This is a genomic window from Hydrogenophaga sp., from assembly GCF_022844385.1.
GTDB lineage: Bacteria > Pseudomonadota > Gammaproteobacteria > Burkholderiales > Burkholderiaceae_C > Hydrogenophaga.
Genome location: NZ_JALHLX010000111.1, coordinates 1 through 12,104 on the forward strand (window position 1 = coordinate 1; position 12,104 = coordinate 12,104).

The 12,104-nt window shown below is 64.9% G+C and carries 10 protein-coding genes; 6 read left to right on the top strand and 4 right to left on the bottom strand.

The genetic code is table 11. The features are described from left to right. The 3 genes from Q0C59_RS15460 to Q0C59_RS15470 form a co-directional block, all read right to left on the bottom strand. Positions 1-671, bottom strand: a 671-nt coding sequence (locus Q0C59_RS15460; protein ID WP_291217040.1) for an ABC transporter permease, incomplete at its 3' end; no start/stop codon positions are given. Continuing rightward, positions 668-1,687, bottom strand: a complete 1,020-nt coding sequence (locus Q0C59_RS15465; protein WP_291217042.1) for an ABC transporter ATP-binding protein — start codon at positions 1,685-1,687, stop codon at positions 668-670. The genes Q0C59_RS15465 and Q0C59_RS15460, both read right to left, overlap by 4 nt. A gap of 4 nt (positions 1,688-1,691) precedes the next feature. Continuing rightward, positions 1,692-2,879, bottom strand: coding sequence for an ABC transporter substrate-binding protein (locus Q0C59_RS15470; RefSeq protein WP_291217045.1), 1,188 nt, complete (start codon positions 2,877-2,879; stop codon positions 1,692-1,694). A gap of 204 nt (positions 2,880-3,083) precedes the next feature. On the opposite strand from Q0C59_RS15470, the gene Q0C59_RS15475 reads away from it, so the two are divergent. Next, positions 3,084-4,004, top strand: coding sequence for a LysR family transcriptional regulator (locus Q0C59_RS15475; protein ID WP_291217047.1), 921 nt, complete (start codon positions 3,084-3,086; stop codon positions 4,002-4,004). Between the two features lie 75 nt (positions 4,005-4,079). Here the strand turns inward: Q0C59_RS15475 and Q0C59_RS15480 are convergent, their stop codons facing one another. Continuing rightward, positions 4,080-5,822 carry an acyl-CoA synthetase gene (locus tag Q0C59_RS15480; RefSeq protein WP_291217050.1) on the bottom strand — a complete coding sequence of 581 codons (1,743 nt, stop codon included), beginning with the start codon at positions 5,820-5,822 and terminating at the stop codon, positions 4,080-4,082. A 35-nt stretch (positions 5,823-5,857) separates the two neighbouring features. On the opposite strand from Q0C59_RS15480, the gene Q0C59_RS15485 reads away from it, so the two are divergent. The 5 genes from Q0C59_RS15485 to Q0C59_RS15505 all read left to right on the top strand — a co-directional run. Then, positions 5,858-6,775, top strand: a complete 918-nt coding sequence (locus tag Q0C59_RS15485) for an alpha/beta fold hydrolase (protein ID WP_291217053.1) — start codon at positions 5,858-5,860, stop codon at positions 6,773-6,775. 76 nt (positions 6,776-6,851) lie between these two features. Beyond that, entirely contained in the window at positions 6,852-7,391 is a 540-nt protein-coding gene (locus Q0C59_RS15490) for a hypothetical protein (protein ID WP_291217055.1), read from the top strand. A 71-nt stretch (positions 7,392-7,462) separates the two neighbouring features. Beyond that, positions 7,463-8,567, top strand: a protein-coding gene (gene prfB / locus Q0C59_RS15495; RefSeq protein WP_291217059.1) for a peptide chain release factor 2 whose coding sequence is annotated in 2 segments (ribosomal slippage) — positions 7,463-7,543 and positions 7,545-8,567 — 1,104 coding nt in all. Because the reading frame shifts where the segments join, the coding sequence is not laid out codon by codon here. 2 nt (positions 8,568-8,569) lie between these two features. Further along, positions 8,570-11,266: an aminopeptidase N gene (gene pepN, locus Q0C59_RS15500; RefSeq protein WP_291217062.1), complete on the top strand. Its 2,697-nt coding sequence runs from the start codon at positions 8,570-8,572 to the stop codon at positions 11,264-11,266. Between the two features lie 14 nt (positions 11,267-11,280). Next, on the top strand, positions 11,281-12,104 hold an 824-nt coding region (locus tag Q0C59_RS15505), incomplete at its 3' end, for a class 1 fructose-bisphosphatase (RefSeq protein WP_291217064.1).

Here is a 12,104-nt window from a genome sequence, read left to right on the forward strand (position 1 = left end):
CTCGATGCTTCGAGCAGCGAACCGGGGATGCGCTCGATCGCCGCCTGGATCGGCAGGATCATGAAGGGCAGCCACATGTAGACGAAGACGATGAAGGTCCCCAGGCGCGAGAAAGAGAGCGAGTTGCCGCCGATGCCGGGCGTGGACAGCAGCGCGTCGAGCAGCCAGGTCATGTGCACCTCGGCCAGCACCCAGGAAATGGCGCCCTCCTTGGCCAGCAGCAGCTTCCACGCATAGAGCCGCACCAGGTAGCTCGACCACAGCGGCAGCATGACGGCGATGTAGAGCAGCGCCTTCTGCGGGCCGCGCGCATAGCGGGCCATGTAGTAGGCAACGGGGAAGGCGATGACGCCGCAGGCCAGCGTGACACTGATCGCCATGGCCACGGTGCGCAGCACCACGTCCACATTGGCCGGCTCGGTCATCTCGCGGAAATTGTTCAGCGAGAGCTGCGAGCGGTCGACCACGCCGGAGAACTCGTCGAGCGTGAAGAAGCTGTTGGCCAGCAGCGCGAACAGCGAGCCCAGGTAGACCACGCCGAACCACAGCAGCGGTGGCCCGAGGAGTGCGGCCAGCAACAGGCCGCGGCGTGTGTACAGCAGGTCCGAGAGCCAGCGCAGCGGGCCTGTGCGCGGCAGCACCGGTGCGGCCACGGGCAGTGCCACGCTCATGGCGCAGCTCCGGCGTTCTGCAGCGGGTGCACCGCGTCGGCCTGCCAGTGCAGGTGCACCGTGTCGCCCGGTGTGGGCAGTTCGGGGTGCAGCTCGGGGTTGAGATCCACCGACACCGCCTCGCCGGCCCAGTCCACCCGCACGCGCGAGAACGAACCGAAGTACTGCGCGTCGATCACCGCGCCACTCAGGCGCGCCTGCGGCGCCGCACCGATGCGAATGCGCTCGGGCCGCAGCATCACGCTGTCCACGCCAGCGATCTCGCGCGCACGCGCACCGTCAAACACATTGGCCGCACCCACGAACTCGGCCACGAAACGTGTGGCCGGGCGGTTGTAGATGGCCTGCGGTGCACCCACCTGCTCGAGCCGGCCGTTGTTGAACACGCCGATGCGGTCGCTCATGGACAGTGCCTCGTGCTGGTCGTGCGTGATGAACAGGAAGGTGATGCCGAGCTGCCGCTGCAAGGCCTTCAGCTCGGTCTGCATCTGCTCGCGCAGCTTCAGGTCGAGCGCTCCCAGCGGTTCGTCGAGCAGCAGCACCTGCGGCTGGTTGATGAGTGCCCGCGCCAGCGCCACCCGCTGCCGTTGCCCGCCCGAGAGCTGGCCCGGGCGTCGCGCGCCCACGCCCGACAGGCGCACAAGGTCCAGCATCTGCTCGGCGCGCGCATGGCGCTGCGCTTTCTCCACGCCTTGCACCATCAGGCCGTAGGCCACGTTGTCGCGGATGTTCATGTGCGGGAACAGCGCGTAATCCTGAAACACGGTGTTCACCGGCCGCGCGTACGGCGGCAGGTGCGACACGTCCTGTCCACCGATCAGGATGCGCCCCGAGGTCGGCAGCGTGAAGCCGCCGATCATGCGCAGGCAGGTCGTCTTGCCCGAGCCCGAGGGCCCGAGCAAGGTGAAGAACTCTCCCCCTTCGATGGTGAGGTCCACGTGATCGACAGCGCGCACGGTCTGTGCACCGCTGCCGAACACGCAGGACACGGCTTCCAGCGTGACAGCGATGGTCATGAAATCAGCGGCCGCCCAGAACTGCGATGTAGTCAGAGACCCACTTGTGGTACGGCACGCAGGCGTTGTTCTGCGACGCGCACTTGGAGGTTGGGGTCTTCCAGAACGAGATGCGCTCGAAGCTGTTGTAGCCCTGGTTGGCGCAGCCCTGGTCGGTCAGCAGCTTGTTGCCTTTGCAGGCCGCAGGCACCGAGGGCACCGAGCCGAACCACGCGGCCAGATCGCCCTGCAGCTTGGTGTTGAGCGAATGCTCCATCCACATGTAGGCGCAATTCGGGTTCTTGGCCTCGGTGTGCAGCATGGTCGTGTCGGCCCAGCCGGTGGCGCCTTCGGTCGGCACCACGGTGGCCACCGGGCGGTTCTTGCTCTTGAGAATGTTGGCCATGAACTGCCAGCTGCCGGACGCCACCACACCTTCGTTGGTGAAGTCGTCGATCTGCACGAACGCGTCGTGCCAGTACTTGCCCACCAGCTTGCGCTGCCCGCGCAGCAATTCCAGCGCCGCCTTGTACTGCGCTTCGTTGAGTTCGTAGGGGTCCTTGATGCCCAGCGCCGGGTTTTTCTTCATCAGGTAGAGGGCGGCGTCGGCGATGTAGATCGGGCCGTCGAAAGCCTGCACGCGGCCCTTGTTGCTCTTGCCGTCGGGCAGCGTCATCTCTTCAAACACCACGTTCCAGCTGGTCGGCGGCTTGTCCTTGAACACCGTGGTGTTGTACATGAGCACGTTCCAGCCCCACTGGTAAGGCGTGCCGTAGTGGGTGTTGTTCACGTAGTGCCAGGGCGCCTTCTGCAGGCGCGGGTCCACTGTCTTGTAGCTGGGAATCAGGTCCACGTTGATCGGCTGCACGCGCTTGCCGGCAATCAGCCGCATGGAAGCGTCGCCCGAGGCGGTCACGAGGTCGAAGCCGCCCTCGTTCATCAGCGCAACCATCTCGTCCGAGGTGCCGGCGGTTTTCACATTGACCTTGCAGCTGGTCTTCTTCTCGAAGTCGGTCACCCAGTCGAAGTTCTTGTCGGTCTGGCCACGTTCGATGTAGCCCGGCCAGGCCACGATGTCCACCTGGCCTTCGCCCTTGCCCAGTTGCTTGAGGGCCGACTGCGCATGCGCGGCGGGTGCCAGGGTAGCCAGGGAAAGGGCCGTCGTCACGAGACCCGCAACAGTGCGGGCAATGGGGCGTTGTGCGAGTTTCATGGTCGATCACCTTCGGTTTGAGAACGGTTTGTGAAACGCAGCCCACCGCGCGGCAGGCCAACCGAAGCGCATCGTATGAAGCCCTCCACCGCTTTCAAAATTCAATATTGCTGCAGTAAGCTATCTCGAAAATAGAGATCAAGGGTTTACCCAACGCTTTATTGCACCGCAACAGGGCGCCCCCGCCTCCATTCGCGCACCATCTTGAACCGCCACATCACGCTCAAGCAGTTCCGCTACTTCCTCGCGGTAGCCGAATCGGACTCGGTGGCCGCAGCCTCGCGCATGCTCAGCATTGCGCAATCGGCCATCACCAAAAGCGTGCTGGAGCTTGAAGACGAACTCGGCCTGGTGCTGTTCGAGCGCAGCCCCAAGGGCATGCGGCTCACGCCCGAGGGCCACCGGTTCCAGGTGAAGGCGCGGCGGGTGATCGGCGCGGTGGCCGACGCCACGCGTGGCGTGTACCCGAGTGCCACGCCGCTGGCCGGCGCGCTCACCATCGGGGTGACCAGTCTGGTGGCGGGCTACTACCTGTCGGAGGTGTTCGCGCGCTTTCGCCGCACCTGTCCGGGTGTGGACCTGAAGGTGGTGGAAGACGCTCCACCCTTCCTCGAACACTTGTTGATCAACGGTGAACTGGACATTGCGATCATGGTGAGCAACGCGCTGGGCGAGCCGCAGGCGCTGATGGCGGAGACACTCACCCGCTCACCCAACCGCGTGTGGATGGCGGCCGACCACCCACTGGCCCCGCAATCGGAGGTGAGTCTGGCCGAGTGTGTGCAGCACGATCTGGTGGTGCTGCAGGCCGACCGCATCGAGGTGCTGATGCGCAGTGTGTGGGCGCGCCACCAGTTGAAGCCGCGCACGGTTTTGCGCACCTCGTCGCTGGAGGCGGTGCGTTCGCTCGTGGGGGTCGGTGCTGGCCTGGCGGTGCTGCCCGACTTTCTCTACCGGCCCTGGACGCTGGACGCTGAGCACGTGGAGGTGCGGACCTTGCGCGATGCAGTGCCCACCGTCGATGTCGGACTGGTGTGGCGGCGCGGTTCGCAACCGCGTGCCGAGGTGCTGGAGTTCATCGAAGTGGCGCGGGACCAGTCGCGGTCCCGGCGTCCCGTGGCCTGAGTTGGGTTTTCTCCGGTGAGACCGGTCATCGGCGACCGCGGAGCAGAGCGCCATGCGCTCACGAGCCCGCGAGGTTCAGGCACGCAACGCAGCCCTCGATTCTTCTTGCAACCGCAACACCCGCCTCTGCACTTTGCCCGTGGTGGTCATGGGCAGCGAGTCAATGAACTCGATCTCTTTCGGGTATTCATAGGGCGCCAGCTTGCCTTTCACATGCGCCTGCAACTGCTTCACCAGTTCATCTCCGGCCACATGACCCGGCGCCAGCACCACATACGCCTTTACCACCGCACCACGCTCGGCGTCCGGTTTGGGCACCACCGCTGCGTTGGCCACCGCCGGGTGCTTCACCAGACAGTTCTCGATCTCGCTCGGCCCGATGCGGTAACCCGCCGCCTTGAACACGTCGTCGGCGCGGCCCTGGTACCAGAGGTACCCATCAGCGTCTCTCGTGGCCAGGTCGCCGGTGCGGCACCAACTGTTGGCCATGTCGCCGGTGTACTTGGCGCGGGTTGATGCGGCGTTCTTCCAGTAACCCAGAAAGAACACCGGGTCCGGGTCCCCGTGCACGTCCAGCCGGTGCACAGCCACGTCGCCCGGCACACCCACCGGGCACTCGTTGCCCGCGTCGTCAATGACGGCCACGCGATGACCCGGGTAGCCCTTGCCCATGGACCCGGGCCGCGCCGGGTAAAGGCGCGCGCAGTTGCCCACGATGTAGTTGATCTCGGTCTGGCCGAACATCTCGTTGACCGTCACGCCGAGTTGATCCCGGCAATACGCAAACACCGCGTCGCCCACCGCCTCGCCAGCGCTCATCAGGCCTTGCAACGTGAACTTGTACTGCGCCTTCGGCGTGGGCACCGCCTTCATCATGGCCTTGAGCGCGGTGGGAAACAGGAAGCTGTGCGTGACGCCATGGCGCTGGATCAGTTCAAACGCGGTCTGCGGGCTGAAGCGCCCGTTGAACGCCACGATGGGTCGACCGAAATACAGCGTGGGCAGCAACGCGTCCATCAGGCCACCGGTCCAGGCCCAGTCGGCCGGCGACCAGAACACCGCCGTCGACGGCACGGACACGTCAAACGGATCGAAGCCGAACCAGTTCTGGCTGCACACGAAGCCGGTGAGGTTGCCGATGAGCGCGCGGTGCGGAATCAAGGCGCCCTTGGGGTTGCCGGTGGTGCCACTGGTGTAGATCAACACCGCTGCCTCGTCCGCCCAGGTGTCGACCGGCTTGAACTCCGCGGGCTCCTGCGCGAGCAGCGAAGTCCAGTCGAGGTCGGCGCGCATGCCCTCGGGCGTGCCGTCACCATCCACGCCGATCACGCACCTCAGCAATGGGCAGTCGTCTCGCACCGTCAACAATGCGGGCAACGAAGGCTGGTCGCAGATGGCCACCACGGCTTCGCTGTCCTGCAGCCGGTATTCAAGTGCCTCGGGCCCGAAGAGTTGCGACAGCGGCATGCCCACCGCACCCATCTGCAGCACCGCCATGTAGGCCACCGCAGTCTCAAAACGTTGCGGCAGCACGATGGCCACCCGGTCTCCGCGCTGCACGCCCAGCGCAGCCAGTGCGTTGGACAGGCGGTTCGCCTGGTCAAGCAAGTCGCCGTAGCTGTGAGCCTGATCGTCTTCGCCCGGTGCGCAGGCCACCACGGCCACAGCGCCCGAATGCGCAGCATCTTCGGCCCAGCGGCGCATGCACATCTGCGCCATGTTGAAGTGTTCGGGCACATGCCAGCCAAAGCGGCTGTGCAGCGTGTCGTACAGGTCCAGGGGCTTGTCTGTCTTGTCTCTGGCTTGACTCGGGCGCATGTTGTGTCTCGGTCTCGTTCTTTATGATCCAACGAATGTACCAAGCACTGAGAGCCTCACGCAGCGAATTCGTCCCGGTCCGCAACCTGAGTTACCACGTGCGTGTGTGGGGCCAGCCCAGCGACAGCGTGGCACCGCTGGTGCTGGTACACGGCTGGATGGATGTGGGGGCTTCATGGCAGTTCGTGGTGGACGCGTTGCAGACCGAGCGCTGGATCATCGCGCCCGACTGGCGTGGCTTCGGCCACACCAAGCTCGAAGGCCCGCCGGTCGACAGCTACTGGTTCCCCGACTACATGGCCGATCTCGACGCCCTGCTCGACCACTACGCTGGCGAACGCAAAGTGGACCTGGTGGGCCACAGCATGGGCGGCAACATCGCCATGATGTACGCGGGCGTTCGTCCGCAGCGCATGGAACACCTCGTCAACCTCGAAGGCTTCGGCATGCCCGAAACACGGCCCGCACAAGCGCCTGGCCGCTACGCGCAGTGGATGGACGAGATCAAGACCGTGCAACGCGGGGGCAAGGCGCTCAAAAGCTACGCCGACGCCGACGGTGTGGCGCGCCGCCTCATGAAAACCAACCCTCGCCTGGCGCAGGACAAGGCCGACTGGCTGGCCCGCCAATGGGCGGCGCCCAACGCGCAAGGCGAGTGGGACATTCTGGGCGACGCGGCCCACAAGGTGACCAGCGCACACATCTACCGGCTTGACGAAGCGTTGGAGATCTACCGCCGCATCAGCGCACCGGTGCTGTCGGTGACCGCCAGCGACGACAGCCTGGGCCAGTGGTGGAAGGGCAGCTACACGCTGGCGCAGTTCGAGGAGCGCATCCGCGCCGTACCGCGATTGCAGAGTGCTGTGGTGCAGGAAGCCGGTCACATGGTGCACCACGACCAGCCGACCGAACTGGCGCATCTGATCGAAACGTTCCTGAACACCGCACCCTGAAAACCGCTGACGGAGTTGCGGGTTTCTGCTTCCTGTGGATCGCGCGCTCCAAGGCAGCCGGGCATACTCGCGCGTTATGAAATTGACCCTACGCCCATTCTTCAAGCCCGCCGCCGCGGCAATTCTGGGTCTCGCCATGGGCGCCCAGGCCCAGGCAGGGAACTGGGACCTGTGCCCGGGTTACGACCAACCGGCCAGCGCGGAGCCCGATGCACCCCTCTACGAGGCCTTCTTTTCGCCCTACACCCACCACTGGTCGCCCGATAGCGAACACGAGCAGGTGTATGCGGTCAGCGTGAGCCGGCTGCTGCCCAACAACCGCTACTGCGGCTTTGCCCTGTTCAACAACTCGTTCGGTCAGCCCTCGGCCTATGCTTTCGTGGGCAAAAGCTGGCCCGGGCTGTGGAAGGCCTACCCCAAGGTCTACGCCTCGGTGAGCGCCGGCATCATCTATGGCTACGTGGGCGAGTACAAAAACAAGGTGCCGCTGAACGTGGGCGGCTTCTCGCCGGTGCTGGTGCCGGCCATCGGTTACCGCCTGTCACCGAAGGGCACGCTGGAGATCCAGTTGCTGGGCACGGCTGCGGTCATGTTCGGCACCACCTGGCGCTTTTGAGGCGAGCCGCCGCTGGCGGCAGCATGGCGTGAGAAAATCGCGGTTTTGAACATTGACCGCAGGAACACCCCATGGAAGCCGAACGCAGCAACGCCATCCGATCGCAGCTCGAAGACCTGACCACACGCGTGGTCGAGCTCCGGAGGTATCTTTGACTACGATGCCAAAGCATCGAAGTTGAAGGAAGTCGAATCGGCACTGGAAGACCCCACGGTCTGGAACGATCCCAAGCGAGCCCAGGACCTGGGTCGCGAGAAAAAATCCCTTGAAGATGTGGTGCTGGTGCTCGACCGCCTCACGGGTGAGCTGACCGACAACACCGAGCTGTTCGAGATGTCGAGCGAAGACGGTGACGACGCCGGCCTGATCACCATCGAAGGCGAGGCCGCCAAGGTGGCGGCCGAGGTGGAGAAGCTCGAGTTCCGCCGGATGTTCCGCAACCCGGCCGATCCGCTCAATTGTTTCCTGGACATCCAGGCTGGCGCCGGAGGCACCGAAGCCTGCGACTGGGCCAGCATGTTGCTGCGCCAGTACCTGCGCTACGCCGAGCGCAAGGGCTTCAAGACCGTGATTGAAGACGAGACCGAGGGCGACACCGCGGGCATCAAGAGCGCCACCATCAAGATCGAAGGCGACTACGCCTTTGGCCTGTTGCGCACCGAAACCGGTGTGCACCGCCTGGTCCGCAAGAGCCCGTTCGACTCGTCGGGCGGTCGTCACACCTCGTTCGCGTCGGTGTTTGTGTACCCCGAGATCGACGACTCGATCGAGATCAACATCAACCCCTCCGACGTGCGCACCGACACCTACCGCGCATCCGGCGCCGGCGGTCAGCACATCAACAAGACCGATTCCGCCGTGCGCCTCACGCACATTCCCACCGGCATCGTGGTGCAGTGCCAGGACGGCCGCAGCCAGCACGGCAACCGCGACGTGGCGTGGAAGCGCCTGCGCTCCAAGCTCTACGACTTCGAACTGCGCAAGCAGCAGGAAGAACAGCAGAAGCTGGAAGACACCAAGACCGACGTGGGCTGGGGTCACCAGATCCGTTCGTACGTGCTGGACAACAGCCGCATCAAGGACCTGCGCACCAACGTCGAGATTTCTGCCACGCAAAAAGTGCTGGACGGCGATCTCGATCCCTTCATCGAAGCATCTCTGAAGCAAGGCGTCTGAACATGAGCTCACTGCGTGAAGGCCCCACCACCGTGGTTCGCCGCGAAGACTACGCCGCCCCGGCTTACTGGATCGACACCGTCGACCTCTGCTTCGACCTGGACCCGGCCAAAACGCGCGTGCTCAACAAGATGCGCCTGCGCCGCAACCCTGAAGTGGCGGCGCAAGCCTTGCGGCTGGACGGCGAAGACCTGAACCTCGCGCGCGTGCTGGTCAACGGCGCGGGCTGCTCGTTCAAGATGGACGGGCAGCAACTGGTGCTGGAGAGCCTGCCGGAAGGCAGTGAGCCGTTCGATCTGGAAATCTTCACCACTTGCGCACCCGAGAAGAACACGCAGCTCATGGGCCTGTATGTGAGCCAGGGCACCTTCTTCACGCAATGCGAGGCCGAGGGCTTTCGCCGCATCACGTACTTTCTGGACCGCCCCGACGTGATGGCCAGCTACACCGTGACACTGCGCGCCGACAAGGCGAAGTATCCGGTGCTGCTGTCCAACGGCAACCTGGTGGAAGAAGGCAAGTTGCCCGATGGCCGCCACTTTGCGAAGTGGGTCGATCCGCACAAGAAGCCCTGCTACTTGTTCGCACTCGTCGCCGGCCAGCTGGTGGCGCGTGAGCAGCGCATCACCTCGCGCAGCGGCGGCCAGCACCAGCTGCAGGTGTATGTGCGCCCGGGCGACATGGACAAGACCGAACACGCCATGAACTCGCTGATCGCCAGCGTGGTCTGGGACGAAGCCCGCTTCGGCCTTCCGCTCGATCTGGAGCGCTTCATGATCGTCGCCACCGCCGACTTCAACATGGGCGCGATGGAGAACAAGGGCCTCAACATCTTCAACACCAAGTACGTGCTGGCCAACAGCGCCACCGCGACCGACACCGACTTCGCCAACATCGAATCGGTCGTGGGCCACGAGTACTTTCACAACTGGACCGGCAACCGCGTGACCTGCCGCGACTGGTTCCAGCTGTCGTTGAAAGAAGGCCTCACCGTCTTCCGCGACCAGGAATTCAGCATGGACCTCTGCGCCGAGCCCTCGGCGCGCGCGGTCAAGCGCATTGAAGACGTGCGTGTGCTGCGCACCGCGCAATTTCCCGAAGACGCGGGCCCCATGGCGCACCCGGTGCGGCCCGACAGCTACGCCGAGATCAACAACTTCTACACCGTCACCGTGTACGAAAAAGGTGCCGAGGTCGTGCGCATGATGCAGACCCTGGTGGGACGCGACGGGTTTGCCAGCGGCATGAAGCTCTACTTCGAGCGCCACGACGGTCAGGCCGTCACTTGCGACGACTTCGCACAGTCGGTGGCCGATGCCAATCCCCACAGCGATCTGGCGCGCCTGCTGCCACAGTTCAAGCGCTGGTACAGCCAGGCCGGCACACCGCGGCTGCGCGCCGAGGGCGTGTATGACGCCGCTGCACGCAGCTACACGCTCACGCTCTCCCAGAGCTGTGCGCCCACGCCCGGCCAGGCCGATAAGGAACCCTTCGTGATCCCGGTCTCGCTCGGTCTGCTCAGTGCCGACGGCGTCCAGCTGCCACTGCAGCTCGCCCATTGGACCCAGCCCGAAATGGGCAGCCGCACGCTGGTGCTCACGCAGCCCAGCGAGAGCTTCACCTTCGTCAACCTCGACAGCGAACCCGTGCCCTCGCTGCTGCGCGGTTTTTCGGCCCCCGTGGTGCTCGACTGCCACTACACCGACGCCCAACTGCTCACCCTGCTGGCCTTCGACACCGACTCGTTCAACCGCTGGGAAGCCGCCCAGAGACTGGCCCTGCGCCGCGCGCTCATGGCCATCCTGAGCGACGACCCGGTGCCCGCTGCCCCGCTGGATGCGGCGTACCTGGGCGCCATGCGCGACGTGTTGCGCCACCCCACGCTGGACGCCGCGTTCAAGGAACTCGTGCTCACGCTGCCGAGCGAAACCTACATCTCCGAACAGCTGGGCGAGGTGGACCCGCAGCGCGTGCACGCCGTGCGCGAAGCCATGCGCCTGCAACTGGCGCAGGCCTTGCAGGCCGACTGGGCCTGGGCGTTTGATGCACACAAGGACAACGGGGCCTACCGCCCCGACCCGGTGAGCACCGGCCGCCGTGCGCTCGCCGGCATGGCACTCACCATGCTCTGCCTGGACGCACGCACCAGCGGCGATGCGGTGTGGCCCGGCCGCGCTTACCAGCGTTTCAAGGACGCCGGCAACATGACCGACCGGTTCAACGCCTTGTCGGCCCTGGTGGTGAGCGACCACGCCCTGGCGCGCGATGCACTCGCCCGCTTCCACAGCATGTTCCAGAACGAAGACCTGGTGCTCGACAAGTGGTTTGCCTTGCAGGCCGGCGCGCCCGACCGCGGTGGCAACGTGTTGCCCGCGGTGCGCCAGCTCATGAAGCACACCGACTTCCACCTCAAGAACCCGAACCGCGCCCGCAGCGTGATCTTCAGCTACTGCAGCGCCAACCCGGGCGCCTTCCACCGCACCGATGCGGCGGGCTATTTGTACTGGAGCGAACGCGTCATCGAGCTCGATGCCTTCAACCCGCAAGTGGCCGCTCGCCTCGCCCGCGCGCTGGACCGTTGGAAGAAACTCGCCGAGCCCTACCGCAGCGCCGCCCGCGAAGCCATCGCCCGCGTGGCCGCCAAGCCCGACCTCAGCAACGATGTGCGCGAAGTTGTGACGCGGGCCCTGGCAGACTGAAACGAAAACCCACCATGACCAAACGCATTTCCCTCACCCGCTATCTCGTCGAACAGCAACGCGTTGACGGCCACATCCCTTCCCAGCTGCGTCTGCTGCTCGAAGTGGTGGCACGCGCCTGCAAGAGCATCAGCCAGGCCGTCAACAAAGGCGACCTGGGCGGCGTGCTCGGCGCGGCCACCACCGAAAACGTGCAGGGCGAGATGCAGAAGCAGCTCGACATCATTGCCAACGAGGTGCTGATCGAAGCCAACGAATGGGGCGGCCACCTCGCCGCCATGGCCAGCGAAGAAATGGAAGGCATCTACGTGGTGCCCAACCGCTACCCGCAGGGCGAATACCTGCTGCTGTTCGATCCGCTCGACGGCTCCAGCAACATCGACGTGAACGTCAGCATCGGCACCATCTTCAGCGTGCTCAAGATGCCCGAAGACGACCGGGGCGTGGACGAAGGCGACTTTTTGCAACCCGGGCACCGGCAAGTGGCCGCTGGCTACTGTGTGTACGGCCCGCAAACCACGCTGGTGCTCACCGTGGGCGACGGCGTGGCCATGTTCACGCTCGACCGCGAGCAAGGCTCGTTCGTGCTCACCAAAGAGAACGTGCAGATACCGCCCGACACCAAAGAGTTCGCCATCAACATGAGCAACATGCGCCACTGGGACGAGCCGGTGAAGCGCTATGTGGACGAATGCCTGGCCGGCAAGGAAGGCCCCCGCGGCAAAGACTTCAACATGCGCTGGGTGGCCAGCATGGTGGCCGATGTGCACCGCATCCTCACGCGCGGCGGCGTCTTTTTGTACCCCTGGGACAAGCGCGAGCCCGACAAGCCGGGCAA

Excerpts from the sequence above, each read along its gene's own strand:
- Q0C59_RS15465 (WP_291217042.1), bottom strand. The coding sequence starts at position 1,687 with ATGACCATCGCTGTCACGCTGGAAGCCGTGTCCTGCGTGTTCGGCAGC.
- pepN (WP_291217062.1), top strand. The coding sequence starts at position 8,570 with ATGAGCTCACTGCGTGAAGGCCCCACCACCGTGGTTCGCCGCGAAGAC.
- Q0C59_RS15470 (WP_291217045.1), bottom strand. The coding sequence starts at position 2,879 with ATGAAACTCGCACAACGCCCCATTGCCCGCACTGTTGCGGGTCTCGTG.
- Q0C59_RS15485 (WP_291217053.1), top strand. The coding sequence starts at position 5,858 with ATGTACCAAGCACTGAGAGCCTCACGCAGCGAATTCGTCCCGGTCCGC.
- Q0C59_RS15490 (WP_291217055.1), top strand. The coding sequence starts at position 6,852 with ATGAAATTGACCCTACGCCCATTCTTCAAGCCCGCCGCCGCGGCAATT.
- Q0C59_RS15480 (WP_291217050.1), bottom strand. The coding sequence starts at position 5,822 with ATGCGCCCGAGTCAAGCCAGAGACAAGACAGACAAGCCCCTGGACCTG.